Origin of the sequence: Pseudomonas pharyngis (genome assembly GCF_021602345.1) — a bacterium.
GTDB classification, from domain to species: domain Bacteria; phylum Pseudomonadota; class Gammaproteobacteria; order Pseudomonadales; family Pseudomonadaceae; genus Aquipseudomonas; species Aquipseudomonas pharyngis.
Window position 1 is genome coordinate 16,518 of sequence record NZ_BQID01000019.1, and the last position, 26,566, is coordinate 43,083.

Sequence of the window (26,566 nt, forward strand, 5' to 3'; positions counted from 1 at the left end):
TTCAGGCCGACTAATTTAGGGGAGCGCGGCAGCGTTGTCACGGAGCAAGGGGCCGGCGGTGCCGATTATTTATCCGGATGATTTGTGTTGAGTAATCCGGCACCGCGAGCGCTGTGCCTTATTCATTGGCGACGACATTCCTCGGCAACCGCCGGGACGCCAGAGCACGCAGTGTCCAGTAGAGCTTCAACGAACGGGTGCTGATCAGGCCGCCCAGGAACCCCGAAATAATCGACTTGAGCAACAGCAGGTCCGGGGACGCGGAACGCTCCGGATGCACGTCATGCTGATAATTGAAGTAGTAGTTCGCAGAAAAGAACATCAGGTACATGATCAGGATTTTTACCGTGCCCGGCATGATCAGGCCTGTCGCGGAGTCGTCGAGCACCACGCCCCGGCGGGAGAACACCAGCCAGGCCGACAGGCTGCCCAGCAACAGCGCGGCGAACCAGGTGCTGAAAAACAGGCCGGGGTTGATCGTCAGGTTCAGTGAGTACAGCGACCATGCCAAAAACGCCGGGGGCGTTATCAGCATCGAGACACGACTCTCGCGTCGGGGAGAAAACGACTTGATGCCGAAATAAACCACCAGCAGAAAAATCAGGTAAACCCGTATCGGAGTGTTTTGCAGAATCGTGAGCATTGCGCAGCATCCATGCTGAAAAGGAGGAGGGTGGAGCATAGTCGGGGTCACGGTAATCGTCGGCTATTTCAGTCGCAAACGCTCCATCGCGATCACCGAGGTTTCAAACCCCAGACTGGCAAAAAACGCTTCCGCACCTTCGCGGCCGGCACGCAGAACCCAGGTAATATCGGTGTCGTCGCCCATCACATGTTCGACCAGCGCCCGCCCGATTCCCGCGCGCCGGTGTTGCCCGTCGACCACGACCATCGACAGGTAACCGTTGGACAAACCATCGGTGATGCCACGGGCGAAACCGACAACCTGCTGGCTGCTCAATGCAACGGCAGTGCGTTGGGAGTTCTGGATGAGTTGTGCGAAATGTTCGGCGGTGCCGGTGCGATGAGCCCAGCCGTGCCGCTCGAGAAACTGCCTTGCTGCCTCCACTTCCGTGGGCATGAGGTCGCGTATTGAAATGTCTTTGTTCATTTGTTCATCCCGTCCCTGGTGTATTTCCAACAGTAGTCGCGTTGCTTACGGCCTGCCCCACATCTGCATGGCGAACTCGACGAAGCGACGCAGTTTCGGCAGCCGATAGCGATCCGGCGCGTAAAGCAGATGCATCGGGCGGTTCGGCGGCTGGTAGTCCGGCATCACGACGACCAGTCGGCCGTCGCGCAGGTCCTGTTCCACCAGTGCATCCGGCAGCATCACGATGCCCATGCCGGTGCGCGCGGCCTGATGCAGGCCGGCGGAGCTGTTGATCAGCATCGGGCCTTTGACGTCGACCATGATGTCCCCGTCCGGGCCGCTGAGGCGCCACTGCTTTTCCACCGATTGCCAGTCATCGCCGGCGGGGTAGGCGAAGGACAGACAGTCGTGCTGGCGCAGTTCTTCAGGCGTGAGCGGCATGCCGCGTCGGGCAACGTATTCCGGGGAGGCGCAGACGGTCAGGGTGTAGTCGATCAGCGGGCGGGCGATCAGGTTGGACTGGTCGAAGTGGCCCAGTCGGAAGGCCACGTCGAGACCGCTTTCCAACAGATCCGGGCGACGGTTGGTCAGGATCACGTCGAGTTTGACCTGCGGACATTGCAGGGAAAACTCGCTGAGCGCCGGGGCCAGGCGTTCGACGCCAAAGGTCAGCGGCGCGGTCACCCGCAGGATGCCGCGCGGTTCATCCAGCGTCTGTTCGGCGAGCCGTTCGGAGTCGGCGACCAGACCTAATACCTCCAGGCAGCGCTGGTAGTAAACGCTGCCGAACTCGGTCAGTCGCTGGCGGCGGGTGGTGCGTTGCAGCAATTGCACACCGAGCCGTTGCTCCAGTGCCCGCAGGTGATTGCCCACCATGGTCGTGGACATTTCGCACTGCAGCGCGGCCGCCGTCATGCTGCCGGACTCCACAACCTTGACGTACACGCTCATCGACTGGAACAGATCCATTATCAAGTCCGGCTTTTAAATGATTGAAGTTTTGCCGAGTTTATCCAGTTCAGGTGGATAACCATACTGCCAGCACCTCTCACCTCGCTGGAGTTTGCCGACATGACCGCCGCCCTGATGAACACCTATCAACCGCTGGACCTGAGCTTCATCAAGGGCCTGGGCACCCGACTCTGGGATCAGGCGGGCCGCGAGTATCTGGACGCGGTGGCGGGCGTGGCGGTGACCAATGTCGGTCACTCGCACCCGCGCATTGTGTCGGCGATCAGCGAGCAGGCGGGATTGCTGCTGCACACCTCCAACCTCTACAGCATCGACTGGCAACAGTCGCTGGCGCAGAAGCTGACGCGGCTGGCGGGGATGGAGCGGGCGTTCTTCAACAACTCCGGTGCCGAGGCCAATGAAACCGCACTGAAACTGGCGCGCCTTTACGGCTGGCGCAAAGGCATCGAGCAGCCGCTGGTGGTGGTGATGGCCAACGCGTTTCATGGGCGTACCCTCGGCACCTTGTCCGCCAGCGATGGCCCGGCGGTGCGCCTGGGCTTCAATGAGTTGCCCGGGGATTTCGTCAAGGTTCCGTTCGGCGATCTTGAGGCGCTGGAGCAGGTACAGCGCAAGCATGGCCAGCGGATCGTGGCGATTCTGGTCGAGCCGATTCAGGGTGAAAGCGGCGTGCAACTGGCGCCGCCCGGCTACCTCAAGGCCCTGCGCGAGCTGTGCAACCGTCACGCCTGGCTGCTGATGCTCGACGAAATCCAGACCGGCATCGGCCGCACCGGCCGCTGGTTCGCGTTCCAGCACGAAGGTATCATTCCCGACGTCATGACCCTCGCCAAGGGCCTGGGCAACGGCGTGCCGATCGGCGCCTGCCTGGCACGGGGCCGAGCGGCGGATCTGTTCACCCCCGGCAGCCACGGCAGCACCTTCGGCGGCAATCCATTGGCGTGTCGGGTGGGCTGCACCGTGCTCGAGATCATCGAGGAACAAGGCCTGCTGGAAAATGCCAGGGTCCAGGGTGAGCGCCTGCTGACCCGCTTGCGTGCAGAGCTGGCAGACAATCCGAATGTGCTGGCGATTCGTGGACAAGGGCTGATGATCGGCATCGAACTCAAACAGCCGATCCGCGACCTGACATTGATTGCCGCGCGGGATCATGGACTGCTGATCAACGTCACTCGCGGCAAGACGATCCGGCTGCTGCCGCCGCTGACGATTGATGAGCGGGAGGTGGGGATGATTGCCAGAGGGGTGGCGCGAGCGCTGGGCGAGAGCTGATTTTCCCGCTTGCGTCTGAAATGGCTGCCGTTTTTTCGGCAGCCATTTTTTGCTTAATCAGGATAATCCGACAAATCCGGCGCCAGCATCCGGGTCTTCGGTGCGCCATTCGAGTTGTGCTGGATGATGTCGCTCGGCTGTCCCTGATGATTGAAAAATACCTGACCGATCCCCGCCGAATTCCACAACCGTTCACCCGCTTCGGCGTGCTCCGGCACGTACGGGACGATGCGCATGCGGCGGCGTTTGGTCAACCAGTTGAGTGGCGAGCGCGGTGAGTAGAGCCAGCGGTTGAGACGGTCGAACCATTCCAGCAGGGTCGGGGGAAATTCGTTCTTGATGCCGCTGCTGGTGATCTGCCAGATGCGCGGCCGGGCCTTGCGGTGTCGGATCAGGACTTCGTAGACGAAGGAATAATGCACGTCGCCTGACAGCACCACGTAACTGCCCGGTGTACGCGAGTGTCGGAAAATGTTCAGGATCACCTGGGCGGCGCCGCGATGGGCCATCCAGTTTTCTGCGTCCACCAGCAGTGGATAACCGCACCAGCTGAATACTCGCTGCACGGTTTCGATCAGCTTCACGCCGAAGATCGGCGCCGGCGAAACGATGATCGCCGAAGGATGGTCGAGCAGTTCCTGCTGCAGTTCGCTCAAGGCTTCCCAGTCCAGCAAACCCGACGGTTGCTTGAGCGCCATTTCGCTGCGCCAGCGTCGGGTTCGGGTGTCGAGCACCACCAGCGCCGGGCTGGTTGGCATTACGAAATGCCATTGCTGAAAGCGCAGCAGTTCCTCAATCAATTCGTCCTGCACGGGAGCGTCGAGATAGCGGTCTTCACCGCTGGCGCTCAGGCCGCGGGTTTTCTCCAGTACAGCGCTGAATGCATCCGGATTGTTGCCCCAGCCCTGACACAACATGTAGGCGATCAGCGCGTTGCCGATGATGCGTTTGGAGAACGGGTGGCCGTAGGCCGTTTCCTCCCATTGCGCGGACAGATTCCAGTCATCGGTGATGTCGTGGTCATCGAAAATCATCAGGCTCGGCAAGTGCGCCAGTGCCCGGGCCACCTGGCCGAGGCCGGCCTTGAAACCGTCGATGCGGGTCTGTTCGAGGGCGTAGCGCTTGAGGCGTTCCGGCGTCAGCGCTGGCGGCTGCGGATTGACCAGCGTCCAAGGCGTTGGCGACCACACCAGCAAATACATGGCCATGACTTCGGCGAACGTCACAAGGTGATTGTCGGCGCTGCTGCTGGTGAAAATCGGTTTGCGCGCACCGCCGAAGAAACGCTCGCGCAATGTCTCGTTGCTTTCCAGTGCCGGCAGCAAATCCGCGCGATGGTAGTAGCTGGCCGGGTGTTCGTAGAGTTTCGCGCTGTCACTGACCACCGCGCCTTCGAGGTGTTCACCGAACAGACCGAGGCGCTCGATCAAGGCATGAATCGCCCGCAACATCGGACCGGCCACGTCGTCGGCGTAAACCTGATCACCGCTCATCATCAACAGGGCGGGGCGTTGCTGCGGATCGGTTTCGGCGGCCAGCAACCGGTCAACACAGAGCAGGCCGTCGGCGGCCGGGTGATGGGGCTTGCGGCAGGAGCCGTGGAGCAACTGGTCGATGCGCGAGCGCAGGACGAAGTTCGGGCAGGTGGCGTCGTCGTAGAGCAGGTGTGGCGCCCATTCGGCGATGGGCTGCAAGCCATCGATCAACAGGTCGTAGTCGATGCGGGTGTCGCAGGGCAGGGCGGTTTCCAGCGGAACGTCGATCAGGTGAACAAACGCCCGGGTGCCTACCGGAATGACCGTGCATTTCCCGGCATCCAGTGGAATGTCTCCTACGCCTTGCAGGCGCAAGGTCAACGACAGCTCGCGGCTGCCCACCAGCCAAAACACTAAGCGCGTCGGTTCCAGTCGGCGCAGCAGTGGCCCGGCCAGAACAGCAGGCAACAGGTTCAGGTCATCAGGTGTCGGAGGCATCGGGGGACAAGCTCAAGGCGCACAGGCTGGCGATGATAGCGCAGCCGGCGCCTCGAACCCTTAAACCAGACTTAAGAGCCTGTTTTTTCCAGCTTCAGCGCCAACAGGCGCCATTCGGCAGGTGTCGCATCGACTCTTTGCTGTTCCTGTACGGAGCAGTCGAAGCGGTACGTCACGTCGTCGCCATTCATGTTCCGCGCGGTGACGGTGTTGCTGAAGGTGTAAACCTGATCCTTGAAGCGCTGCGGTGTCAGGCTTTTGCTGTCGGCAAAACGGGCAGATGCGGGGAAGCGCAAGGTGCTGGTCACGAACGGGCTGCACATGACATACGCGAGCATCGACTTGTCGCCCTGCGCGTCGGCGCGCAGTTTTTTGCTCAGCGCCGTCAGGGCCTTGCGCCCCTGATCGTCACTCTGGTCGATCACGGTTTGCACCGACATCGTCTTCGGCGCCCGACTGGCGTAGTTCGGCAGCAACGCGGAATCCGCTGGAGAGGGCTTGTTGTCCGGCTCGATAGCGGCAAACACCGGCGCATCTTTCAGCGCAGCAGGGCTTGCAACCGCCTCGGCTTCCGGCAGCAACGAGGTCGGCTCGGCTTCCTGCTGTGCCACGACGTTTTCAGTCTGCGCGGCTTCGTAATGATGCGCCGACGGGAGCAGTGAAAAGCTGATCGCCAACACCACCATCGCCACAATGAAACCGCCTGCCGCACCGACCAGGTGGCCGTAGAACAAGTGCCAGCTGCCGCGGTTTTTCACTACCCAGCGCCACATGAAACCCCAGGCCGCGACAAATGCCAGAAAACGCAGAAACTCCATTCGATCCTTTCCTTAAACCTGCAAAACCTGAATTCAGCGCTCGCAGTGCTGAGATGGGCGGCAAGATAGCAAAATAGACATCCGCTGCTACAGCAACCATCGCATTCAACGCCGGTAAAATTATTTGAGTGCAAAAAACATGAATGTTGTCAGGCCGGCCACGGTGCCGCAAAGGCCTGCCAGTAGCTGACGCGCAACAGGATGTTCGACCTGCGTTCGATGGGATACCAGCATCCATACACCCACCAGCGCCGCAGCGGTTGTCAGCATCTGCAGCACTGTGCCCATGAGCCCGGGTATGGGCGGCCGGTCCGCCCCGAACAAGCGAATGTAAAACTCCGAGACCACCACGCCTACCATCATGCCGCTGGCGGCACCGAGCATATTGGCGAGGATCAGATTCCAGGCACCACGCTGCCTGACAACCCATACCCACATGGCCGCCCAGGCAAAAAACATAACGGCTATTTCCATCGCATTCTTCCTTCGGAATCGGTGTTGATCAGGCCCTTGGCACCTTGGTCGACAGTGGACGGCAAGATAGCAAAATAGTAGCGTCGCGCCACTGACTTCATCTCCGTAATGGACTACTCATGCCTGCTCTCAAAACCTGCCGTCTGTTTTGTGTGTTCGTCTTTGCTACCACGCTGACCCCGGCATTCGCCGCCTGGAAAGAGCACCCGGAAAACAGCTGGAAGTATTACCTCGCCAACTGTCAGCGCATGCAGGAAAAAATGGCCGACGTCCAAAGCGGTCGCGTGCCCGGTGCCTTTGAGGTGATGGGCGATCTGGAGAACAGTCAGGGGAGCATGAATGAACACCGCCCAAACCTGCCTCCCCAATACCTCGCCTCCGGGGAATTCGCTCAATGCGAAAACGTGGCGGCCGAGGCCGATGCGATGATTGCCCGTGGCAAAGCCGAGTTCGCCGACAGAATGAACCAGGCCGCCGAGCAAGGCCGCATCGCCCACCAGAACTCCCCCGAATACCAACGCGCCCGTTCACTCGGCTACAGCGATGTCGGCGAAATCTCCTTCCTCAAACTTCACGAAGACATGGACGGCGAAGCCCGCCTGAAAACCATGCTGATTACCGTCGATCAAGTCTGCGGCCAATACTTTCGCGCCACGCAGTATGTGAAGCCGTATGTGATCTACACCGTGCGGCCGTCGGATGGCGGGTGTGGCGAGGAAAAGCGCGTGGCGATCGTCGGCGGCAGATCGGTGGAGAAGGGCGATTACATCGATGAGCGGGGCGAGTTTCAGTATGTGGGCTGGAAGAAGATTGTCGGTGCGGATGGGTTTGCGACGGATATTCGTGTGTTGAAGGCTCGGCGCTGACTGCAAAACAGTCACGCCGTCCTGTCACGAGTGGGGGAAATAATTCACCGCCAGAAACATCAGGGTCGCCATGCCCGCGGCCAAGCCACACACCGCGCCGAGCAACTGACGTGCGACCGGGTGTTCGGGTTGACGGCGATTGGCAATCCACAGCCATACCCCCGCCAGAACACCCGCGCTGGTGAGGAACACCACCAGACTGCGATTCAGGTTGGGTGTCGCCATCGACGTACCAATGACTGCGTCGTAAATCAGCGTGAACACAATGCCGGTAACCACGCCACTTCCGGCGCCGGCAAGGTTGGCCAGCAACAGGTTCCACTCACCCCGTTGCTTCACTACCCACAGCCAGGTTCCAGCCATCACCAGCAAGCACAACACAGCATCCATTTTGGTTTATTCCCGAGTGCGCGATAACAGAGGCGGTTGACAGGCCTCTAGCGAGTGGGCGGCAAGATATCAAAATAGAAGCTTCGCGCCACTTTCTTCATCTGCGTAGCTTAAAGAATGTCCTTCAAATAACCCTTGAGCGCGAGGAGCGGCTGATTCAGCTGCTCCAGCGACTGCGCCTGACTGAAGTCGGTCGACAACTTGTGCAGTTCCCGCCCCAACGGTTTCTCGACGCCACCCAACGCATCCATCGCCAGCGCCAGACACTCGTTCATTTTGAACTGGATCGTCTCGACATCACCCCGGCGCACCAGCAGTTCGAACACATCCTTCTGATAGTCGCCCATGACCATGTCATCGCGCAGAATCGGGCTCAGGCCTTCTTCCTCGTACGCGAGTTTGAGGGAGAACAGGGCGACGGTTTCCAGTGACGTTTCCATGGGGTGAACCTGTGTGGGATCTCGCCGGAGGGCCGGCGGCACTTTCCGACAGACGAAAAAAAAGGCCTTGCTAAGCAAGACCTTTTCTAATTTTGGTGCCCCGAGGGAGACTCGAACTCCCACTCCTTTCGAAAACGGATTTTGAATCCGCCGCGTCTACCAATTCCGCCATCAGGGCTCAATGGCGGCGAAGTATAGAGAGGTGCCTACCGTTGGTCAATCACGTTTCATGGTCAATTTTCGATATTTCCGCTAGACTTTCCGGCCCTGCTAGACGAACCCCATCATGCGCGTTGCTGACTTTACCTTCGAGCTTCCTGATTCGCTGATTGCCCGCCATCCTTTGGCCGAGCGTCGCGGTAGTCGCCTGTTGACCCTGGATGGGGTCAGCGGCGCCCTGGCACACCGTCAATTCACTGATCTGCTGGAGCATTTGCGCCCCGGCGATCTGATGGTGTTCAACAATACCCGGGTGATTCCGGCGCGCCTGTTCGGGCAGAAGGAGTCCGGCGGCAAGCTGGAAATCCTTATCGAACGCGTGCTTGATACCCACCGCGTGCTGGCCCATGTGCGCTCCAGCAAGTCGCCGAAGCCGGGTTCGAAGATCCTGATCGACGGCGGCGGTGAAGCCGAGATGCTGGCGCGTCACGATGCGCTGTTCGAGCTGGGGTTTGCTGAAGAAGTGCTGCCGCTGCTCGATCGCGTCGGGCACATGCCGTTGCCTCCTTATATAGACCGCCCGGACGAAGGTTCGGATCGCGAGCGCTATCAGACCGTGTATGCCGAGAAGCTCGGCGCGGTGGCGGCACCGACCGCCGGGCTGCATTTCGATCAGACGCTGATGGAAGCGATCGCCGCCAAGGGTGTCGAGACGGCGTTCGTCACGCTGCACGTCGGCGCCGGCACGTTCCAGCCGGTGCGCGTCGAGAAGATCGAAGATCACCACATGCACAGCGAGTGGCTGGAAGTCGGTCAGGATGTGGTCGATGCCGTCGCCGCTTGCCGTGAGCGCGGCGGTCGAGTCATCGCTGTCGGCACCACCAGCGTGCGTTCGCTGGAAAGCGCCGCCCGCGATGGCGTACTCAAGCCGTTCAGCGGCGACACCGACATCTTTATTTACCCGGGCCGGCCGTTCCATGTGGTCGATGCCCTGGTCACCAATTTCCATTTGCCCGAATCCACGCTGTTGATGCTGGTTTCGGCATTCGCCGGTTATCCGGAAACCATGGCTGCCTACAAAGCCGCGGTCGATAACGGATACCGCTTTTTCAGCTACGGTGATGCGATGTTCATCACCCGTAATCCCGCTCCCCGCGGCCCAGAGGAATCCGTATGAGTCGCACCTGTCGTATGTCGTTCGAGCTGCTTGCCACCGATGGCAAGGCCCGTCGTGGTCGTCTGACCTTCCCTCGTGGCACCGTCGAGACCCCGGCCTTCATGCCGGTGGGCACCTACGGCACGGTTAAGGGCATGTTGCCGCGTGACATCGTCGCCACCGGCGCGGAGATCATTCTGGGCAACACTTTCCACCTGTGGCTGCGCCCGGGTACGGAAGTGATCAAGGAGCACGGCGACCTGCACGATTTCATGCAGTGGAAAGGCCCGATCCTGACCGACTCCGGCGGTTTCCAGGTGTTCAGCCTCGGCGCCATGCGCAAGATCAAGGAGGAGGGCGTGACCTTCGCCTCCCCGGTCGACGGTTCGAAAGTGTTCATGGGCCCGGAAGAATCGATGCAGGTTCAGCGCGACCTGGGCTCCGACATCGTGATGATCTTCGACGAATGCACCCCGTACCCGGCTGACGAAGACGTCGCCCGTGTGTCCATGGAGCTGTCGCTGCGCTGGGCCCAGCGTTCGAAGAATGCCCATGGCGACAACACGGCGGCACTGTTCGGCATCGTTCAGGGCGGCATGCACCAGGACCTGCGCATGCGCTCGCTGGAAGGCCTGGACAAGATCGGTTTCGACGGCCTGGCCATCGGCGGTCTGTCGGTGGGCGAGCCCAAGCACGAAATGATCAAGGTGCTGGACTACCTGCCGGGCATGATGCCGGCTGACAAACCTCGTTACCTTATGGGCGTTGGCAAACCGGAAGATCTGGTTGAGGGTGTGCGCCGCGGTGTGGACATGTTCGATTGCGTGATGCCAACCCGTAATGCCCGCAATGGGCATCTGTTCATTGATACAGGCGTGCTGAAGATCCGTAACGCGTTCCATCGCCATGATGATTCGCCGCTGGATCCGACCTGCGATTGCTATACCTGCCAGAACTTCTCCCGCGCTTATCTGCATCATCTGGACAAGTGCGGCGAAATGCTCGGCAGCATGCTCAATACCATCCACAATTTGCGCCATTATCAGGTGCTGATGGCTGGTTTGCGCGAGGCTATTCAACAGGGTACATTGGCCGCCTTTGTCGATGCCTTCTACGCCAAACGCGGGCTTCCCGTTCCGCCTTTGGACTGAGTTTTCTGACCCCAAGATTCAACATTTGCAACTGGAGTGCTAAATGAGCTTTTTTATCTCTAATGCCATGGCTGACGCGGCTGCACCGGCTGCAGCGCCTATGGGCGGCGGCTTCGAGTGGATTTTCCTGGTCGGCTTCCTGGTCATCTTCTACCTGATGATCTGGCGTCCACAGGCCAAGCGCGCCAAAGAGCAGAAGAACCTGCTGAGCAGCCTGCAGAAGGGCGACGAAGTGGTCACCACCGGCGGCATCGCCGGCAAGATCACCAAAGTGGCCGATGACTTCGTGGTTCTGGAAGTTTCCGACACCGTGGAAATGAAGTTCCAGAAGGGCGCCATCGCCGCCACGCTGCCAAAAGGCACGCTGAAAGCGATCTAAGGTTCCAACTTCTACTCAATCGACGGGGCGCGCAAGGCGCCCCGCGTTCATAACGGGCGGCGTGATGCTGAACAAATATCCTCTGTGGAAATACATTCTGATCCTGGCGGTGCTGGCGATCGGTCTGATTTATTCCGCTCCGAATCTATACCCCGATGACCCGGCCATTCAGATCAGCGGCGCCAGCACGGCCCTGCAGGTCAACCAGGCCGATCTGGATCGCGTAAGCACCGCGCTCAAGGAGTCCGGGATCAACGTCAAGGCCTCGAGCCTGGCTGCGAACGGCAAGGGTGGTCTGATCCGTCTGACCAAGGCTGAAGACCAGCTGCCGGCCAAGGACGTTGTCCGCAAGGCATTGGGTGATGACTACGTCGTCGCGCTGAACCTGGCACAAACCACCCCGCAGTGGCTGCGCAGCGTGGCCGCGCACCCGATGAAACTGGGTCTGGACTTGTCCGGTGGTGTGCACTTCCTGCTGGAAGTGGACATGGACAAAGCCCTCGACGCCCGCCTGAAAGTCTACGAAGGCGACGTCAAGAGCCTGTTGCGCAAAGAGAAACTGCGTTATCGCAGCCTGCCGCAACTCAATGGCGCCATTCAGCTGGGCTTCAGCGATGCCGATTCCCGCGAACAGGCCCGCGCGCTGATCCGCAAGAATTTCAACGATTTCGACATTGTTCCGGCCGACCTCAACGGTCAACCGGTGCTGCGTCTGGCGATGACCCCGGCCAAGCTGGCGGAAATCCGTGAATACTCCATCAAGCAGAACTTGACCACGGTACGTAACCGCGTCAACGAGCTGGGTGTTGCCGAACCGATCGTCCAGCGTCAGGGCGCCAACCGTATCGTGGTTGAGCTGCCGGGCGTGCAGGACACTGCCGAAGCCAAGCGTATCCTCGGCAAGACGGCTAACCTGGAGTTCCGTCTGGCGGCAGAGCCGGGCGCTTCGAAAGCCACTTCCGAAACTTTCGAGTTCCGCGAAGGCAACCGTCCTCCGGCGCAGATCGAGCGTGGCCTGATCATCACTGGTGACCAGGTGACTGACGCCAAGGCCGGTTTCGGTGAGCACGGCACGCCTGAAGTGAACATCCGTCTGGATGGCCATGGTGGCGAGCTGATGAGCCGTGCGACCCGCAGCAACGTCGGTCGCAGCATGGCGGTGATCTTCATCGAGCAGCGCCCGGTCACCACTTACACCAAGCAAGTGGTCGACGGCGTCGAGAAAGACGTCGCGGTGCAGACCTTCAAGGAAGAGAAGAAGATCATCAGCCTGGCGACCATTCAGTCGCCGCTGGGTGCGCAGTTCCGTATCACCGGCCTGAACGGCCAGGGCGAGTCGTCCGAACTGGCGCTGCTGCTGCGTGCCGGTGGTCTGGCTGCTCCGATGTACTTCGCTGAAGAACGCACCATCGGCCCGAGCCTGGGTGCGGACAACATCACCAAGGGTATCGATGCATCGCTGTGGGGCATGCTGTTCGTCTCGCTGTTCATCATCGCCATCTACCGTTTCTTCGGCCTGATCGCCACCGTTGCACTGGCGGTGAACATGGTGCTGCTGCTGGCGCTGATGTCGCTGCTGGGCGCCACGCTGACCCTGCCGGGTATCGCCGGTATCGTGTTGACCATGGGTATGGCAGTCGACGCCAACGTACTGATCTTCTCGCGGATTCGTGAAGAGATCGCCGCCGGCATGACCGTGCAGCGTGCAATCAACGAAGGCTTCGGTCGGGCATTCACTGCGATTCTCGACGCCAACCTGACCACCTTGCTGGTCGGCGGTATTCTCTTTGCCATGGGCACCGGCCCGGTGAAGGGCTTCGCAGTCACCATGTCCCTCGGGGTTCTGACTTCGATGTTCACGGCCATCATGGTCACCCGCGCGATGGTCAATCTGATCTTCGGCGGTCGTGACTTCAAGAAGTTGTGGATTTAAGGGGCTGCCATGTTACGTACAATCAACTTCATGGGCGTCCGCAACTTTGCGTTCGGCGTCACCGTATTCCTGACCTTGCTGGCAATCTTCAGTGTGTTCCACAAGGGCATGAACTGGGGTCTGGACTTCACCGGCGGTACGCTCATCGAGCTGACCTACGAGCGTCCGGCCGATGTCACCAAGGTGCGCGAGCAACTGGTTTCTTCCGGTTATCACGAAGCCGTGGTGCAGAACTTCGGCGCGACCACCGATCTGCTGGTGCGCATGCCGGGTGAAGATCCGCAGCTGGGCCATCAGGTGGCGGAAGCGCTGCAGAAGGTCGGCGGCGACAACCCGGCGACCGTCAAGCGCGTCGAGTTCGTCGGCCCGCAGGTCGGTGAAGAGCTGCGCGACCAGGGCGGCATGGGCATGCTGCTGGCGCTCGGCGGCATCCTGATCTACCTGGCTTTCCGCTTTCAGTGGAAGTTTGCGGTCGGCGCCATCGTGTCGCTGATTCACGACGTGATCGTGACTGTGGGTATCCTGTCGTTCTTCCAGATCACCTTCGACCTGACGGTGCTGGCGGCGGTACTGGCGATCATCGGTTACTCGCTCAACGACACCATCGTCGTGTTCGACCGGGTGCGTGAGAACTTCCGTGTTCTGCGCAAGGCCACGCTGATCGAGAACATCAACATCTCGACCACGCAGACCTTGCTGCGGACCATCGCGACCTCGGTTTCGACCTTGCTGGCGATCGCGGCACTGCTGTTCTTCGGCGGTGACAACCTGTACGGCTTCTCCCTGGCGCTGCTGGTGGGTGTTCTGGCGGGTACCTACTCGTCGATCTACATCGCCAACGTGGTGCTGATCTGGCTGAACCTGTCGACCGAAGATCTGATTCCGCCGGTCAACACCGAGAAGGAAGTCGACGACCGTCCATAACGGCCATCGTTTTCCCGGTTGTCAGTCAAAAAAGACGCGAGTTGAACTCGCGTCTTTTTTTTTGCTCCAAGGCTGGGAGAAGCGCGGGCGCGTCCCGCATGTGATGGTCAGGAGGTTCATGTGAACAAGTCGTTGCTGGTTGGTGCGGTATTGGGTGCTGTCGGTGTGACTGCCGGGGGTGCTGTTGCCACCTACAGCCTGGTTAAAAGCGGCCCTGAGTATGCGCAAGTGCTGGCCGTAGAACCGGTCAAAACACAGATCAAGACTCCACGTGAAGTGTGCAAGGATGTGACAGTGACCCGGCAGGCGCCGGTGAAAGATCAACACCAGATTGCCGGCACCGTGGTCGGTGCGCTGGCAGGTGGTCTGCTGGGTAACCAGATCGGCGGCGGCACCGGCAAGAAGATTGCCACGGTGGCCGGTGCGGTCGGTGGTGGTTACGCCGGTAACAAGGTTCAGGAGGGTATGCAGGAGCGTGATACCTACACCACGACCCAGACTCGCTGTAACACGGTGAATGACATCAGCGACAAGGTTGTGGGCTATGACGTCCGGTATTCGCTGGACGGCAAGGAAGGCAAGGTGCGGATGGATCGTGATCCGGGCAACCAGATTCCGGTCGACAAGGAAGGCAAGCTGATCCTGTCGCAGAACGAGCCGGGCCAGTGACCGGTTGACGGCTTATAAAAAAAGCACCCTTCGGGGTGCTTTTTCATGCCCATAAAAAAACACCCCGAAGGGTGTTTTTTTTGGTTTCGCGAAACGCTTAGCGCTTCAGCGAGGCCGGCAGGTGCGGCTGGATCGCCGTCAGAACTGCCTTGAAGCATTTGGTGTTGCCGGCAACGACGTGGCCCTTCTCAAGGAAATCGTGACCGCCGGTGAAGTCGCTCACCAGGCCGCCTGCTTCCTGAATCAGCAGGGCGCCAGCAGCCATGTCCCACTCGGACAGGCCCGACTCCCAGAACGCGTCGAAACGGCCGGCGGCCACGTAAGCCAGGTCCAGGCTCGCCGAACCGGCGCGGCGAATGCCGGCAGTCTGGCCAACCAGAGCGCGGAACATGCCCAGGTAGTTGTCGAGGTTGTCCATCTGGTCGTCACGGAACGGGAAACCGGTACCGAGCAGGGCGCCGTCCAGGCTGGTGCGACCGCTGACGCGCAGGCGACGACCGTTCAGTTGAGCGCCGCGACCACGGCTGGCGGTGAATTCTTCCTGGCGAACCGGGTCCAGAACAACGGCGTGTTCCAGGCGACCACGGTATTTGCAGGCAATGCTGACAGCGAAGTGAGGAATGCCGCGCAGGAAGTTGGTGGTGCCATCCAGCGGATCGATGATCCACAGGTATTCTTCGCCTTCGATGCCGGTGCCGGCGTGCAGGCCGGTCTCTTCACCCATGATCGAGTGATTCGGGTAAGCCTTGCGCAGGGCGTCGATGATTTTCTGTTCGGCGGCGCGATCGACCTCGGATACGTAATCCTTGGCGTCTTTTTCGTCGACCTTGATGGTATCCAGGCGCTCGATGGAGCGGAAGATCAGTTCACTGGCGCTGCGGGCGGCGCGCAGCGCGATATTCAGCATGGGCTGCATGGATGTGTCACCTAAGGTTGTTAAAGAAAGCCGCGCATTCTATCAGAACTTTTCTTCAGGTGAAGGTCGCTGTTCGCTTTCATAGCTTAACGGTAGGCTGTTCTGTAAGATTTGCACCCCTTTGCCGAGTCCGAGAGCGCCCGCCGTGCTGCAAAATATTCGTGTCGTCCTGGTCAACACCAGCCATCCGGGAAACATCGGCGGGACCGCGCGCGCCATGAAAAACATGGGCCTGTCGCGTCTGGTGCTGGTTGATCCGCGCGTCTTTCCGCATCACGAAGCCGATGCCCGCGCTTCCGGTGCCGGTGACATCCTTGAAAACGCGCAAGTCGTCGCCACCTTGGAAGACGCCCTGGTCGGTTGCAATCTGGTGCTCGGCACCAGTGCCCGTGACCGGCGCATTCCCTGGCCATTGCTGGACCCGCGCGAGTGCGGGACCAAAGTGGTCGAGGAGGCCGGGCAGGGCGCGGAAATCGCGCTGGTGTTCGGTCGTGAAGATTCCGGCCTGACCAATGACGAGCTACAGCGATGTCACTATCACGTGCACATCCCCTCCGATCCTGAATTCAGCTCGCTGAACCTCGGGGCGGCGGTGCAGGTGTTGAGCTATGAAGTGCGCATGGCGTGGCTGGCTGCACAAGGTCAGCCGACCAAGATCGAGAAGGAAGAAGTGGCCTCCGTGAAAAGCGCAGAGCTTGCGACCATGGATGAGTTGGAGCGGTTCTATGAACACCTGGAGCAGACCCTGGTGGCCATCGAATTTCTCGATCCGGAAAAGCCTCGGCACTTGATGGCGCGCCTGCGCCGGTTGTACGGACGCAGCTCGGTCAGCCGGGCGGAAATGAATATTTTGCGTGGCATCCTCACGGAAACCCAGAAAGCGGCCCGTGGCGAGCTCCTTAAGCGGAAGGATTAATGATGTTCGAGCGTTTGCGTGAAGATATCCAGAGCGTATTCCACCGAGACCCGGCGGCGCGTAACGCTTTTGAAGTCCTGACCTGCTACCCCGGCATGCATGCGATCTGGATTCATCGACTGGCCGGCATGCTCTGGCGCAATGATTTGAAATGGCTGGCGCGGCTGGTGTCGAACTTCGGTCGCTGGCTGACCGGGATCGAGATCCATCCGGGTGCCAAGGTCGGTCGACGCTTCTTCATCGACCACGGCATGGGCATTGTGATCGGCGAAACCGCTGAAATCGGCGATGACGTGACGATCTATCAGGGCGTGACGCTCGGCGGTACCAGCTGGAACAAGGGCAAGCGTCACCCGACCCTCGGCGATGGCGTGGTGGTGGGAGCGGGCGCGAAGGTGCTCGGTCCGTTCACTGTGGGTGCCGGCGCCAAGGTCGGTTCCAATGCCGTGGTCACCAAGGAAGTGCCTCCGGGTGCTACCGTGGTGGGGATTCCGGGGCGGATCATCGTCAAGTCCGATGACGAGGCCGACGCCAAGCGCAAAGCGATGGCCGAGAAGATCGGCTTCGATGCCTATGGCGTCAGCGAAGACATGCCCGACCCGGTGGCGCGCGCCATCGGCCAGTTGCTCGATCACCTGCAAGCGGTGGATGGGCGTCTGGAGGGGATGTGCGGTGCGCTGAAGGATCTGGGCAGTAATTACTGTGCGAAAGATCTGCCCGAGCTGCGTGAAGAAGACTTCGCCTGCGTCAAGGGTAAGGACGAATCCAAGCTCCACTGACGCACTTGCAGGGCTGCTGCCAACCGGTGTGCCATTAGGCCGCAGACCCTGCTATCATTCGCGCGCTCTTTTGCGGGTAAACCCGACTAAAGCACTAGGTCTTATAGTTGACTTAAATGCTCGGGAATTGCATACTCCCGCCCATTCCGAACTCCGTGGTAATTGTCCATGCGACTGACTACAAAAGGCCGATACGCCGTGACCGCCATGCTTGACCTGGCGTTGCACGCGCAACACGGGCCGGTGTCCCTGGCCGATATCTCCGAGCGCCAAGGCATCTCCCTGTCCTATCTCGAACAGCTTTTCGCCAAGCTGCGCCGCAGTAACCTGGTTTCCAGTGTTCGCGGTCCGGGCGGTGGCTACCAGTTGTCCCGCGACATGCAGGGCATCCAGGTGGCTCAGGTGATCGATGCGGTGAACGAATCGGTCGATGCAACAAAATGCCAGGGCCAGGGCGATTGCCACTCCGGTGACACCTGCCTGACCCATCACCTGTGGTGCGACCTGAGCCTGCAGATTCACGAATTTCTCAGCGGTATCAGCTTGGCCGACCTCGTAACTCGCCGTGAGGTGCAGGAAGTGGCCCAGCGTCAGGATCAGCGTCGTTGCAATGGCAAGGCGCCGCGCCTGGACAAGATTGAAGCGTCCGCCGTCGAATGACAGCCAGAGAGCTAGCGGCACGCCAGCCAGCCTGATTTAGGAGATAGTCCATGAAATTGCCGATTTACCTTGATTACTCTGCGACCACCCCGGTCGATCCGCGCGTTGCGCAAAAAATGAGTGAATGCCTGCTGGTCGACGGAAACTTCGGTAACCCGGCGTCCCGTTCCCACGTGTTCGGCTGGAAAGCCGAAGAGTCCGTCGAAAACGCCCGTCGTCAGGTTGCCGATCTGGTCAACGCCGACCCGCGTGAAATCGTCTGGACCTCCGGTGCCACCGAGTCCGACAACCTGGCAATCAAGGGTGCGGCACATTTCTACGCCTCCAAGGGCAAGCACCTGATCACCTCCAAGATCGAACACAAGGCTGTCCTCGACACCATGCGCCAACTGGAGCGTGAAGGTTTCGAAGTCACCTACCTCGATCCGACCGAAGATGGCCTGATCACGCCGGCCATGATCGAAGCCGCGCTGCGCGAAGACACCATCCTGGTGTCGGTGATGCACGTGAACAACGAAATCGGTACCGTCAACGACATCGCCGCCATCGGCGAGCTGACTCGCTCCAAGGGCATCCTGTTCCATGTCGATGCCGCTCAGTCCACTGGCAAGGTCGAGATCGACCTGCAGAAACTGAAAGTCGACATGATGTCGTTCTCCGCTCACAAAACCTACGGCCCTAAAGGCATCGGCGCGCTGTACGTCAGCCGCAAGCCGCGTGTGCGCATCGAAGCGACCATGCACGGCGGCGGTCACGAGCGCGGCATGCGTTCCGGTACCCTGGCGACCCACCAGATCGTCGGCATGGGTGAAGCGTTCCGTGTGGCCAAGGAAGACATGGCTGCCGAAAACGTCCGTATCAAGGCGTTGAGCGACCGTTTCTACAAGCAGGTCGAGCACCTGGAAGAGCTGTACGTCAACGGCAGCCTGACCGCTCGCGTTCCGCACAACCTGAACCTGAGCTTCAACTACGTTGAAGGCGAGTCGCTGATCATGGCGCTCAAGGATCTGGCGGTTTCGTCCGGTTCGGCCTGCACCTCGGCGTCGCTTGAGCCTTCGTACGTACTGCGCGCCCTGGGCCGCAACGACGAACTGGCACACAGCTCGATCCGTTTCACCTTCGGCCGCTTCACCACCGAAGAAGAAATCGATTACGCCGCGCAGAAAGTCTGCGAGGCCGTTACCAAGCTGCGCGCTCTGTCGCCGCTGTGGGACATGTACAAAGACGGCGTCGATATCTCGAAGATCGAGTGGGCGGCACACTAAATATAGAAGCCGCCGGATACAGATCCTGTAGCGACGCGGCGGTTTACGCAGCGCAGTTGCAGGGTCTCAAGAGCGGCCCTGATGAGTGAGGATTGAGAATCATGGCTTACAGCGAAAAGGTCATCGACCACTACGAAAACCCGCGCAACGTCGGCAAGATGAACGCGGAAGATCCTGATGTCGGCACCGGCATGGTCGGCGCTCCGGCGTGCGGCGACGTGATGCGTCTGCAAATCAAGGTCAACGATCAGGGCGTTATCGAAGACGCCAAGTTCAAGACCTACGGCTGCGGTTCGGCTATCGCCTCCAGCTCCCTCGCTACCGAGTGGATGAAGGGCAAGACCCTGGACGAAGCTGAAACCATCAAGAACACTCAGCTGGCCGAAGAACTGGCCCTGCCGCCAGTGAAAATCCACTGCTCGGTTCTCGCTGAAGACGCCATCAAGGCGGCCGTTCGCGATTACAAGCAGAAGAAAGGCTTGATCTGACTTTCAAGATTTGGCGACGAGTAAGGAGTCAACGATGGCTATCAGCATGACAGAAGCGGCTGCTCGACACGTGCGGCGCTCCCTCGACGGGCGCGGCAAGGGTGAAGGGATTCGTCTGGGTGTTCGCACCACGGGCTGTTCCGGCCTTGCCTACGTGCTGGAGTTTGTCGATGAGGTGGTTGCAGAAGATCAGGTGTTCGAGAGTCACGGCGAAAAAGTGATCATCGACCCGAAGAGCCTGGCCTACCTCGACGGCACCGAGCTCGATTTCGTCAAGGAAGGGTTGAACGAAGGCTTCAAGTTCAACAACCCCAACGTACGCGGTGAGTGTGGCTGCGGCGAAAGCTTCAACATCTGAGGCTTGTCGTGGGTATTCCTTGTCATTTCGCTTTATTCGAGCTGCAGCCGGGCTTTCGTCTGGATCTCGAGCAGTTGGCCACGCGCTATCGCGAGTTGGCGCGCGGCGTTCATCCTGACCGCTTTGCCGATGCTTCCGAGCGCGAGCAGCGGTCGGCGCTCGAGCAGTCTGCGCGGCTCAATGATGCCTACCAGACGCTCAAGAGTCCGGCCCAGCGCGCACGCTACCTGCTGACCATCAGCGGGCATGAAGTGCCGATGGAAGTCACCGTCCACGATCCCGAGTTTCTTCTGCAGCAGATGCAATGGCGCGAAGAGCTCGAAGATCTGCAGGACAGTGCCGACCTGGCCGGTGTCGCGGCGTTCAAGCGTCGCCTGAAAACCGCCCAGGAAGAGCTCAACGAAAGCTTCGCAGCCTGTTGGGATGATGCAGCGCAGCGCGAACAGGCCGAACGCCTGATGCGGCGCATGCAGTTCCTCGACAAGCTCACCTACGAAGTGCGCCAGTTAGAAGAGCGCCTCGACGATTAACCCAGTGCCGCTCCGGTCGCACGCCTGATATACAGATAAGTCCTGATCACGATGGCCCTACTGCAGATCGCCGAACCCGGCCAAAGTCCTCAACCGCACCAGCGTCGTCTGGCTGTGGGGATCGACTTGGGCACTACCAATTCGCTGGTCGCTGCGTTGCGCAGTGGTCTTTCCGAGCCGCTGGCCGACGCCGAAGGGCGGGTCATCCTGCCTTCCGCCGTGCGTTATCACGCCGATCGCGTCGAAGTCGGCGAGTCAGCCAAGCTGGCCGCATCCTCCGATCCCCTGAATACCGTGCTGTCGGTCAAGCGCCTGATGGGTCGTGGTCTGTCCGACGTCAAGCAATTGGGCGATCAACTGCCGTACCGCTTTGTCGGCGGCGAATCGCACATGCCGTTCATCGACACCGTGCAGGGCCCGAAAAGCCCGGTCGAAGTTTCCGCCGATATCCTGAAAGTATTGCGTCAGCGCGCCGAAGCCACCCTTGGCGGTGAGCTGGTGGGCGCGGTGATCACCGTTCCGGCGTACTTCGACGATGCTCAGCGCCAGGCCACGAAGGACGCGGCGAAACTTGCCGGTCTGAACGTGTTGCGTCTGCTCAACGAGCCGACCGCTGCGGCGGTGGCATACGGTCTGGATCAGCATGCCGAAGGCCTAGTCGCCATTTACGATCTGGGCGGCGGCACCTTCGACATTTCGATTCTGCGCCTGACCGGCGGTGTCTTCGAAGTCCTCGCTACTGGCGGCGACAGCGCGCTGGGCGGCGATGACTTCGATCATGCGATTGCCGGCTGGATCATCGAGAGCGCCGGTTTGTCCGCCGACCTCGATCCGGGTGCGCAACGCAGTCTGCTGCAAACCGCTTGCGCAGCCAAAGAAGCCCTTACTGATGCCGACAGTGTTGAAGTTGCCTACGGCGACTGGACAGCACAGCTGACCCGTGAAGCCTTCGATGCGCTGATCGAGCCAATGGTCGCTCGCAGCCTGAAAGCCTGCCGCCGCGCCGTGCGCGATTCCGGCGTCGAGCTGGAAGACGTGCACGCCGTGGTCATGGTCGGTGGCTCGACCCGCGTTCCACGTGTTCGCGAAGCCGTCGCCGAAGCCTTCGGTCGTCAGCCGCTGACCGAAATCGACCCGGATCAAGTGGTGGCCATCGGTGCCGCGATCCAGGCCGATACGCTGGCCGGCAACAAGCGTGATGGCGGCGAACTGCTGCTGCTCGACGTGATTCCGCTGTCCTTGGGGCTGGAAACCATGGGCGGCCTGATGGAGAAGGTGATTCCACGCAACACCACCATCCCCGTCGCTCGTGCCCAGGACTTCACCACTTATAAAGACGGCCAGTCGGCGATGGCGATCCACGTGTTGCAGGGCGAGCGTGAGTTGATCTCCGATTGTCGCTCCCTGGCTCGCTTCGAATTGCGCGGCATCCCGGCGATGGTAGCTGGTGCGGCAAAAATTCGTGTGACCTTCCAGGTCGATGCCGATGGTCTGCTCAGCGTCTCTGCCCGTGAGCTGGGTTCGGGCGTTGAAGCGAGCATCCAGGTCAAACCGTCCTACGGCCTGACCGACGGCGAAATCGCCAAGATGCTGAAAGATTCGTTCCAGCACGCCAATGACGACAAAGTCGCCCGCGTTCTTCGCGAGCAGCAGGTCGATGCCCAGCGCCTGATCGAAGCGGTGCAGGGCGCTCTGGAGGCGGATGGCGAGCGTTTGCTCGACGCTGAAGAGCGCATGGTCATCGAGTTGCAAGTGCAGGAACTGACCGAACTGATGAAAGGTACCGATGGGTACGCCATCGAGCAGCAGACCAAGCGTCTGTCGCAAGTGACCGATGCTTTTGCAGCCCGTCGTATGGATCAGACGGTGAAAGCCGCTCTGTCCGGGCGCAATCTGAATGAAATCGAGGATATCTGATGCCGCAGGTCATTTTTCTGCCCCACGAGAAGTTCTGCCCTGAAGGCATGGTCGTTGACGCTGCGCCCGGCACGTCGATCCTCGAACTGGCTCACGAGCACCACATCGAGATGGAAAGCGCCTGCGGCGGCGTCTGCGCCTGCACCACTTGTCACTGCATCATCCGCGAGGGTTTTGACTCGCTGGAAGAAGCCGACGAGTTGGAGGAAGATTTCCTTGATCGTGCCTGGGGCCTGGAAGCCCAGTCGCGCCTGGCCTGTCAGGCGATCGTCGGTGAAGAAGACATCACCGTCGAAATTCCGAAATATTCGCTTAACCATGCGGCCGAAGCGCCGCACTGACTGGTAAGACTGTCATGAGCTACGGTTGGAATGATGTTCAACGTATTGCAGAAGAGCTGGCGGAAGCCAAACCGGGTGTAGACCCGTTTTCTGTCAATTTCGTCGACCTGCAGCAATGGATCAAAGAGCTGCCGGATTTCGACAATACCTCTGGTCGTGTTGGCGAGAAGGTGTTGGAGGCGGTTCAGACTCTCTGGGCCGAAGAATTGGACTGATCGTCCTCGCAGGTTAGGCAATACCCAAGAACCCGCGTATAATTCGCGGGTTTAATTTTTCGCAAATTACCGTTTCTGGAGTTACACCATGGCTGTTCAACGTACTTTCTCCATCATCAAGCCTGACGCCGTTGCTAAAAACGTGATCGGCAAGATCACCACTCGCTTCGAAGACGCTGGCCTGCGCGTTGTAGCTTCGAAACTGAAGCAACTGTCCAAAGCCGAAGCCGAAGGCTTCTACGCTGAGCACAGCGCTCGTGGTTTCTTCGGCGACCTGGTTGCCTTCATGACTTCGGGTCCAGTTGTCGTTCAGGTTCTGGAAGGCGAAAACGCCATCGCTCGCAACCGTGAGCTGATGGGCGCTACCAACCCTAAAGAAGCTGCTCCAGGCACCATCCGTGCTGACTTCGCTGAATCGATCGACGCCAACGCTGTTCACGGTTCGGACTCCGAAGCCGCTGCTGCTCGCGAAATCGCTTACTTCTTCGCAGCTACTGAAGTAACCACTCGCTAAGCATTGGCTTAAAGAGTGAAGGTGAATCCATGACGACATCGACTGTTAAAACCAACCTGCTGGGTCTGACCCAGCCGGAAATGGAAAAATTCTTCGACTCAATCGGGGAGAAGCGTTTCCGTGCCGGTCAGGTAATGAAATGGATTCACCACTTTGGCGTCGATGATTTCGACGCCATGACGAACGTCAGCAAGGCCTTGCGCGAAAAGCTCAAGGCTGTTGCTGAGGTCCGTGGTCCCGAAGTGGTCAGCGAGGACATTTCCAGCGACGGCACCCGTAAGTGGGTGGTGCGCGTGGCGTCCGGCAGCTGTGTCGAGACCGTTTACATTCCCCAGGGCAAGCGCGGCACTCTGTGCGTTTCGTCCCAGGCAGGCTGTGCCCTGGACTGCAGTTTCTGCTCCACCGGCAAGCAAGGCTTCAACAGCAACCTCACCGCCGCCGAAGTCATCGGTCAGGTGTGGATTGCCAACAAATCCTTCGGCAGTGTTCCGGCTACCATCGACCGCGCCATCACCAACGTGGTGATGATGGGCATGGGCGAACCGCTGCTGAACTTCGATAACGTCGTGGCCGCCATGCATCTGATGATGGATGACCTGGGCTACGGGATCTCCAAGCGCCGCGTGACCCTGTCCACATCGGGCGTGGTGCCGATGATCGATGAGCTGGCCAAGCACATCGACGTATCCCTGGCGTTGTCCCTGCACGCACCGAATGACGCATTGCGTAACCAATTGGTGCCGATCAACAAGAAATATCCGCTTAAGATGCTGCTCGAGTCGTGCCAGCGCTACATGTCCGCCCTTGGCGAGAAACGTGTGCTGACCATCGAGTACACCTTGCTCAAGGACGTCAACGACAAGCTTGAGCACGCCGTGGAAATGATCGAGCTGCTCAAAGATATTCCATGCAAGATCAACCTGATTCCGTTCAACCCGTTCCCGCATTCCGGGTACGAGCGGCCGAGCAACAACGCCATCCGCCGGTTCCAGGATCAGCTTCACCAGGCCGGTTTCAACGTCACCGTGCGCACCACCCGTGGTGAAGACATCGACGCGGCTTGTGGTCAATTGGTAGGGCAGGTGCTGGATCGCACCCGTCGCAGCGAACGTTACATCGCCGTGCGTGAATTGAGCGCCGACAGCGATCTGGCACAGAACGCCGCGAACACTAACTAAGAGAGGATCTCTATGTCCCTGCGCTTTGCGCTGCTGTTGCTGTTGGCCAGCCTGTGTGCTGGTTGTGTCCTGTCGGGCGATTACAACCCGATGAAGACCAGCAAGGGCCGTGACGAAGCGCGGGCTGCCTACGTGCAGCTGGGGCTGGGATACTTGCAGCAGGGCATGACCGAACGGGCCAAGGTTCCACTGAAGAAAGCCCTGGAGCTGGACGGTTCGGATCCCGACGCCAATGCCGCGCTGGGGCTGGTGTTCCAGGCCGAAATGGAACCTGCGCTTGCTGACGAACACTTCCGCAAAGCCTTGTCCTCCCGTCCCGCCGATGCGCGCATCCTCAACAACTACGGCAGTTTTCTCTACGAAGAACAGCGTTACAAGGAAGCCTACGAGCGTTTTGAACAGGCGGCCGCCGATACCCTGTATCCTGAGCGTTCGCGGGTGTTCGAGAACCTCGGCATGACGGCGGCGAAGCTCGGGCAGCGTGATCTGGCGCAGCAGCAGCTGGAAAAAGCGCTGCGTTTGAACCGCCAGCAGCCACGGGCATTGCTGGAAATGGCTGAGTTGTCATTCGAAGACAGGCATTATGTGCCCGCGCGTGACTATTACGACCGTTTCAGCCAGCTCTCCGAGCAAAATGCACGTAGTCTGTTGCTCGCCGTTCGGTTGGCAAAAGTATTTGAAGATCGCGACAAGGCCGCCAGTGCGGGCCTGCAATTAAAACGACTCTATCCCGGTACGCCGGAATATCAGCAATACCTGTCGGAGCAATGATGAAAGCGGCGCATCCCGAAGTTGTAGCAGCGAATCGCGTTAACCCCGGTGAGACCCTGCGCCAGGCCCGCGAAAGCAATGGCTGGTCGCTGGCCGAAGTGGCCCTCAAGCTCAACCTCACCGTGACTTCCCTGAGCAATCTTGAAGCCGGCGCATTCGACAAGTTGCCCGGGCATACCTTCGCTCGCGGCTACATTCGCGCCTACGCCAAATTGCTCGGCATGGACCAGACCGTTCTGGTCCAGCAATTCGACCAGTCCACCGGCACCGATTCCCAGGGCAGCAACGTCCACGCCCTGGGCCGTATCGAAGAGCCAGTGCGGGTTTCCCACACCATTTTGCGTATCGTCAGCCTGTTGCTGCTGATCGCGGTCATCGGCGGCGGTTTCGTCTGGTGGCAGGATCAGACCTCGCTGCGTACCAAGGACCTGATCGGCCTGGCGCCGGAGCACGTCGAAGTCGAAGGCGCCGACGGCACCACCCAGATTCATCCGCTGGACGAGCCGGAAGACCAGGCCGTCGCGGAAGGCGAGGCCGAGGGCTCGACCGCTCTGGCGCTGCCTCAATCGGAAACCACGGCTGAATCGACCGGAGCCGAGACCGAGGCCGCAGCTCCAGCCACTGCACCGGTTGCTCCGGCACCCGCTGCGCCAGCCGCTACTCCGGCTACACCGGCTCATACGCCAGCGCCTGTGGTTGCTGCTCCAGCAACTCCTGCGCCTGCTGTTCCGGCCACGCCTGCACCGACCGTCACTGCTCCGGCCGTCACCGCGCCCGCGCCGACAGCGCCTGTTGCTCCGGTGGCAGGTCAGGGCCAGGTTCAGGTGCAATTCATCGCCGATTGCTGGACGCAGGTGACCGATGGCAGCGGCAAGGTTCTGTACAGCGGCCTCAAGCGCAAGGGCGACAGCCTGTCTGTCGTCGGCAAGCCTCCGTTTGCCGTGCGTCTGGGCGTTGCCCGTGGCGCGCAGGTCAGCTACAACGGCCAGCCGGTCGATGTCGCTCCGTTCACCAGTGGCGAGACCGCTCGCCTGAAATTGGGTCAATAA

At 60.1% G+C, this 26,566-nt stretch carries 31 protein-coding genes and 1 tRNA gene; 22 read left to right on the plus strand and 10 right to left on the minus strand.

Translation table 11 applies throughout. The features are described 5' to 3' along the window. Positions 1-118 precede the first annotated feature (118 nt). The 3 genes from L6D74_RS26615 to L6D74_RS26625 form a co-directional block, all read right to left on the minus strand. Complete coding sequence (locus L6D74_RS26615) at positions 119-643, minus strand: hypothetical protein (protein WP_236191083.1); 525 nt, start codon at positions 641-643, stop codon at positions 119-121. A gap of 63 nt (positions 644-706) precedes the next feature. Next, positions 707-1,111 (minus strand): GNAT family N-acetyltransferase, encoded by a 405-nt coding sequence (locus tag L6D74_RS26620; protein WP_236191084.1) that lies wholly within the window; start codon positions 1,109-1,111, stop codon positions 707-709. 45 nt (positions 1,112-1,156) lie between these two features. Further along, positions 1,157-2,062, minus strand: a complete 906-nt coding sequence (locus L6D74_RS26625) for a LysR family transcriptional regulator (protein WP_064599264.1) — start codon at positions 2,060-2,062, stop codon at positions 1,157-1,159. A gap of 102 nt (positions 2,063-2,164) precedes the next feature. On the opposite strand from L6D74_RS26625, the gene L6D74_RS26630 reads away from it, so the two are divergent. After that, complete coding sequence (locus tag L6D74_RS26630) at positions 2,165-3,337, plus strand: aspartate aminotransferase family protein (protein ID WP_236191085.1); 1,173 nt, start codon at positions 2,165-2,167, stop codon at positions 3,335-3,337. A gap of 53 nt (positions 3,338-3,390) precedes the next feature. Here L6D74_RS26630 and L6D74_RS26635 read toward each other — a convergent pair whose 3' ends face one another. The 3 genes from L6D74_RS26635 to L6D74_RS26645 form a co-directional block, all read right to left on the minus strand. Continuing rightward, a complete protein-coding gene (locus tag L6D74_RS26635; RefSeq protein ID WP_236191087.1) occupies positions 3,391-5,310 on the minus strand; it encodes an alkaline phosphatase D family protein in 1,920 nt (639 codons plus the stop codon). Positions 5,311-5,381: 71 nt separating this feature from the next. Then, complete coding sequence (locus L6D74_RS26640) at positions 5,382-6,128, minus strand: hypothetical protein (protein WP_236191088.1); 747 nt, start codon at positions 6,126-6,128, stop codon at positions 5,382-5,384. Between the two features lie 120 nt (positions 6,129-6,248). Beyond that, positions 6,249-6,602 carry a hypothetical protein gene (locus L6D74_RS26645; RefSeq protein ID WP_236191089.1) on the minus strand — a complete coding sequence of 118 codons (354 nt, stop codon included), beginning with the start codon at positions 6,600-6,602 and terminating at the stop codon, positions 6,249-6,251. Between the two features lie 119 nt (positions 6,603-6,721). Between L6D74_RS26645 and L6D74_RS26650 the strand changes: the two genes are divergently transcribed. Continuing rightward, the gene (locus tag L6D74_RS26650; RefSeq protein ID WP_064599255.1) at positions 6,722-7,468 is read left to right on the plus strand and encodes a hypothetical protein; all 747 of its coding nucleotides are present in this window, start codon (positions 6,722-6,724) and stop codon (positions 7,466-7,468) included. 24 nt (positions 7,469-7,492) lie between these two features. On the opposite strand, the gene L6D74_RS26655 is transcribed toward L6D74_RS26650, so the two are convergent. The 3 genes from L6D74_RS26655 to L6D74_RS26665 form a co-directional block, all read right to left on the minus strand. After that, entirely contained in the window at positions 7,493-7,858 is a 366-nt protein-coding gene (locus L6D74_RS26655) for a hypothetical protein (protein ID WP_236191090.1), read from the minus strand. A 110-nt stretch (positions 7,859-7,968) separates the two neighbouring features. Beyond that, on the minus strand, positions 7,969-8,298 hold the full coding sequence (locus L6D74_RS26660; protein WP_236191091.1) for a hypothetical protein: 330 nt from the start codon (positions 8,296-8,298) through the stop codon (positions 7,969-7,971). Between the two features lie 93 nt (positions 8,299-8,391). Continuing rightward, positions 8,392-8,476: transfer RNA gene (locus tag L6D74_RS26665), tRNA-Leu, on the minus strand. A 108-nt stretch (positions 8,477-8,584) separates the two neighbouring features. Here L6D74_RS26665 and queA point away from each other — a divergent pair. From queA to L6D74_RS26695, 6 genes are all read left to right on the plus strand, one after another. Beyond that, positions 8,585-9,634, plus strand: a complete 1,050-nt coding sequence (queA, locus tag L6D74_RS26670; protein WP_236191092.1) for a tRNA preQ1(34) S-adenosylmethionine ribosyltransferase-isomerase QueA — start codon at positions 8,585-8,587, stop codon at positions 9,632-9,634. 14 nt (positions 9,635-9,648) lie between these two features. Beyond that, a complete protein-coding gene (tgt, locus tag L6D74_RS26675) occupies positions 9,649-10,764 on the plus strand; it encodes a tRNA guanosine(34) transglycosylase Tgt (RefSeq protein ID WP_161794909.1) in 1,116 nt (371 codons plus the stop codon). 43 nt (positions 10,765-10,807) lie between these two features. After that, positions 10,808-11,143 carry a preprotein translocase subunit YajC gene (yajC, locus tag L6D74_RS26680; protein ID WP_007956696.1) on the plus strand — a complete coding sequence of 112 codons (336 nt, stop codon included), beginning with the start codon at positions 10,808-10,810 and terminating at the stop codon, positions 11,141-11,143. A 64-nt stretch (positions 11,144-11,207) separates the two neighbouring features. Then, complete coding sequence (secD, locus tag L6D74_RS26685) at positions 11,208-13,076, plus strand: protein translocase subunit SecD (protein WP_039765691.1); 1,869 nt, start codon at positions 11,208-11,210, stop codon at positions 13,074-13,076. A gap of 9 nt (positions 13,077-13,085) precedes the next feature. Continuing rightward, positions 13,086-14,000, plus strand: a complete 915-nt coding sequence (gene secF / locus L6D74_RS26690) for a protein translocase subunit SecF (RefSeq protein WP_007956694.1) — start codon at positions 13,086-13,088, stop codon at positions 13,998-14,000. Positions 14,001-14,120: 120 nt separating this feature from the next. Next, positions 14,121-14,669: a glycine zipper 2TM domain-containing protein gene (locus L6D74_RS26695; RefSeq protein ID WP_007956693.1), complete on the plus strand. Its 549-nt coding sequence runs from the start codon at positions 14,121-14,123 to the stop codon at positions 14,667-14,669. Between the two features lie 97 nt (positions 14,670-14,766). Here L6D74_RS26695 and suhB read toward each other — a convergent pair whose 3' ends face one another. Continuing rightward, entirely contained in the window at positions 14,767-15,585 is an 819-nt protein-coding gene (gene suhB / locus L6D74_RS26700) for a type III secretion system regulator SuhB (protein ID WP_007941397.1), read from the minus strand. Between the two features lie 145 nt (positions 15,586-15,730). Between suhB and trmJ the strand changes: the two genes are divergently transcribed. The 14 genes from trmJ (at position 15,731) to L6D74_RS26770 (ending at position 26,566) form a co-directional block, all read left to right on the plus strand. Then, the gene (gene trmJ, locus L6D74_RS26705; protein WP_007956692.1) at positions 15,731-16,501 is read left to right on the plus strand and encodes a tRNA (cytosine(32)/uridine(32)-2'-O)-methyltransferase TrmJ; all 771 of its coding nucleotides are present in this window, start codon (positions 15,731-15,733) and stop codon (positions 16,499-16,501) included. A 2-nt stretch (positions 16,502-16,503) separates the two neighbouring features. Then, complete coding sequence (gene cysE, locus L6D74_RS26710) at positions 16,504-17,280, plus strand: serine O-acetyltransferase (protein ID WP_007956691.1); 777 nt, start codon at positions 16,504-16,506, stop codon at positions 17,278-17,280. Positions 17,281-17,448: 168 nt separating this feature from the next. Further along, a complete protein-coding gene (gene iscR, locus L6D74_RS26715) occupies positions 17,449-17,940 on the plus strand; it encodes a Fe-S cluster assembly transcriptional regulator IscR (protein ID WP_007956690.1) in 492 nt (163 codons plus the stop codon). 50 nt (positions 17,941-17,990) lie between these two features. Next, entirely contained in the window at positions 17,991-19,205 is a 1,215-nt protein-coding gene (locus L6D74_RS26720) for an IscS subfamily cysteine desulfurase (RefSeq protein WP_064599246.1), read from the plus strand. Positions 19,206-19,306: 101 nt separating this feature from the next. Further along, a complete protein-coding gene (iscU, locus tag L6D74_RS26725; RefSeq protein WP_003227907.1) occupies positions 19,307-19,693 on the plus strand; it encodes a Fe-S cluster assembly scaffold IscU in 387 nt (128 codons plus the stop codon). A gap of 34 nt (positions 19,694-19,727) precedes the next feature. Further along, a complete protein-coding gene (gene iscA / locus L6D74_RS26730; RefSeq protein ID WP_003227904.1) occupies positions 19,728-20,051 on the plus strand; it encodes an iron-sulfur cluster assembly protein IscA in 324 nt (107 codons plus the stop codon). Positions 20,052-20,059: 8 nt separating this feature from the next. After that, on the plus strand, positions 20,060-20,581 hold the full coding sequence (hscB, locus tag L6D74_RS26735; protein WP_011335815.1) for a co-chaperone HscB: 522 nt from the start codon (positions 20,060-20,062) through the stop codon (positions 20,579-20,581). A gap of 51 nt (positions 20,582-20,632) precedes the next feature. Then, a complete protein-coding gene (gene hscA / locus L6D74_RS26740; protein ID WP_085649335.1) occupies positions 20,633-22,498 on the plus strand; it encodes a Fe-S protein assembly chaperone HscA in 1,866 nt (621 codons plus the stop codon). Beyond that, positions 22,498-22,839: an ISC system 2Fe-2S type ferredoxin gene (fdx, locus tag L6D74_RS26745; protein WP_007956685.1), complete on the plus strand. Its 342-nt coding sequence runs from the start codon at positions 22,498-22,500 to the stop codon at positions 22,837-22,839. Before hscA ends, fdx begins: the two co-directional genes overlap by 1 nt. Positions 22,840-22,853: 14 nt before the next feature. Continuing rightward, positions 22,854-23,054, plus strand: coding sequence for a Fe-S cluster assembly protein IscX (iscX, locus tag L6D74_RS26750; RefSeq protein ID WP_008084655.1), 201 nt, complete (start codon positions 22,854-22,856; stop codon positions 23,052-23,054). Positions 23,055-23,142: 88 nt separating this feature from the next. After that, positions 23,143-23,568, plus strand: a complete 426-nt coding sequence (gene ndk, locus L6D74_RS26755; RefSeq protein WP_039765715.1) for a nucleoside-diphosphate kinase — start codon at positions 23,143-23,145, stop codon at positions 23,566-23,568. 29 nt (positions 23,569-23,597) lie between these two features. Beyond that, the gene (gene rlmN, locus L6D74_RS26760) at positions 23,598-24,746 is read left to right on the plus strand and encodes a dual-specificity RNA methyltransferase RlmN (RefSeq protein ID WP_007964428.1); all 1,149 of its coding nucleotides are present in this window, start codon (positions 23,598-23,600) and stop codon (positions 24,744-24,746) included. 12 nt (positions 24,747-24,758) lie between these two features. Next, positions 24,759-25,517 (plus strand): type IV pilus biogenesis/stability protein PilW, encoded by a 759-nt coding sequence (pilW, locus tag L6D74_RS26765; RefSeq protein WP_007956682.1) that lies wholly within the window; start codon positions 24,759-24,761, stop codon positions 25,515-25,517. Then, complete coding sequence (locus L6D74_RS26770; protein ID WP_236191093.1) at positions 25,517-26,566, plus strand: RodZ domain-containing protein; 1,050 nt, start codon at positions 25,517-25,519, stop codon at positions 26,564-26,566. Before pilW ends, L6D74_RS26770 begins: the two co-directional genes overlap by 1 nt.

Excerpts from the sequence above, each read along its gene's own strand:
- L6D74_RS26615 (WP_236191083.1), bottom strand. The coding sequence starts at position 643 with ATGCTCACGATTCTGCAAAACACTCCGATACGGGTTTACCTGATTTTT.
- L6D74_RS26620 (WP_236191084.1), bottom strand. The coding sequence starts at position 1,111 with ATGAACAAAGACATTTCAATACGCGACCTCATGCCCACGGAAGTGGAG.
- L6D74_RS26625 (WP_064599264.1), bottom strand. The coding sequence starts at position 2,062 with ATGGATCTGTTCCAGTCGATGAGCGTGTACGTCAAGGTTGTGGAGTCC.
- L6D74_RS26630 (WP_236191085.1), top strand. The coding sequence starts at position 2,165 with ATGACCGCCGCCCTGATGAACACCTATCAACCGCTGGACCTGAGCTTC.
- L6D74_RS26635 (WP_236191087.1), bottom strand. The coding sequence starts at position 5,310 with ATGCCTCCGACACCTGATGACCTGAACCTGTTGCCTGCTGTTCTGGCC.
- L6D74_RS26640 (WP_236191088.1), bottom strand. The coding sequence starts at position 6,128 with ATGGAGTTTCTGCGTTTTCTGGCATTTGTCGCGGCCTGGGGTTTCATG.
- L6D74_RS26645 (WP_236191089.1), bottom strand. The coding sequence starts at position 6,602 with ATGGAAATAGCCGTTATGTTTTTTGCCTGGGCGGCCATGTGGGTATGG.
- L6D74_RS26650 (WP_064599255.1), top strand. The coding sequence starts at position 6,722 with ATGCCTGCTCTCAAAACCTGCCGTCTGTTTTGTGTGTTCGTCTTTGCT.
- L6D74_RS26655 (WP_236191090.1), bottom strand. The coding sequence starts at position 7,858 with ATGGATGCTGTGTTGTGCTTGCTGGTGATGGCTGGAACCTGGCTGTGG.
- L6D74_RS26660 (WP_236191091.1), bottom strand. The coding sequence starts at position 8,298 with ATGGAAACGTCACTGGAAACCGTCGCCCTGTTCTCCCTCAAACTCGCG.
- queA (WP_236191092.1), top strand. The coding sequence starts at position 8,585 with ATGCGCGTTGCTGACTTTACCTTCGAGCTTCCTGATTCGCTGATTGCC.
- tgt (WP_161794909.1), top strand. The coding sequence starts at position 9,649 with ATGTCGTTCGAGCTGCTTGCCACCGATGGCAAGGCCCGTCGTGGTCGT.
- yajC (WP_007956696.1), top strand. The coding sequence starts at position 10,808 with ATGAGCTTTTTTATCTCTAATGCCATGGCTGACGCGGCTGCACCGGCT.
- secD (WP_039765691.1), top strand. The coding sequence starts at position 11,208 with ATGCTGAACAAATATCCTCTGTGGAAATACATTCTGATCCTGGCGGTG.
- secF (WP_007956694.1), top strand. The coding sequence starts at position 13,086 with ATGTTACGTACAATCAACTTCATGGGCGTCCGCAACTTTGCGTTCGGC.
- suhB (WP_007941397.1), bottom strand. The coding sequence starts at position 15,585 with ATGCAGCCCATGCTGAATATCGCGCTGCGCGCCGCCCGCAGCGCCAGT.
- cysE (WP_007956691.1), top strand. The coding sequence starts at position 16,504 with ATGTTCGAGCGTTTGCGTGAAGATATCCAGAGCGTATTCCACCGAGAC.
- iscR (WP_007956690.1), top strand. The coding sequence starts at position 17,449 with ATGCGACTGACTACAAAAGGCCGATACGCCGTGACCGCCATGCTTGAC.
- L6D74_RS26720 (WP_064599246.1), top strand. The coding sequence starts at position 17,991 with ATGAAATTGCCGATTTACCTTGATTACTCTGCGACCACCCCGGTCGAT.
- iscU (WP_003227907.1), top strand. The coding sequence starts at position 19,307 with ATGGCTTACAGCGAAAAGGTCATCGACCACTACGAAAACCCGCGCAAC.
- iscA (WP_003227904.1), top strand. The coding sequence starts at position 19,728 with ATGGCTATCAGCATGACAGAAGCGGCTGCTCGACACGTGCGGCGCTCC.
- hscA (WP_085649335.1), top strand. The coding sequence starts at position 20,633 with ATGGCCCTACTGCAGATCGCCGAACCCGGCCAAAGTCCTCAACCGCAC.
- fdx (WP_007956685.1), top strand. The coding sequence starts at position 22,498 with ATGCCGCAGGTCATTTTTCTGCCCCACGAGAAGTTCTGCCCTGAAGGC.
- iscX (WP_008084655.1), top strand. The coding sequence starts at position 22,854 with ATGAGCTACGGTTGGAATGATGTTCAACGTATTGCAGAAGAGCTGGCG.
- ndk (WP_039765715.1), top strand. The coding sequence starts at position 23,143 with ATGGCTGTTCAACGTACTTTCTCCATCATCAAGCCTGACGCCGTTGCT.
- rlmN (WP_007964428.1), top strand. The coding sequence starts at position 23,598 with ATGACGACATCGACTGTTAAAACCAACCTGCTGGGTCTGACCCAGCCG.
- pilW (WP_007956682.1), top strand. The coding sequence starts at position 24,759 with ATGTCCCTGCGCTTTGCGCTGCTGTTGCTGTTGGCCAGCCTGTGTGCT.
- L6D74_RS26770 (WP_236191093.1), top strand. The coding sequence starts at position 25,517 with ATGAAAGCGGCGCATCCCGAAGTTGTAGCAGCGAATCGCGTTAACCCC.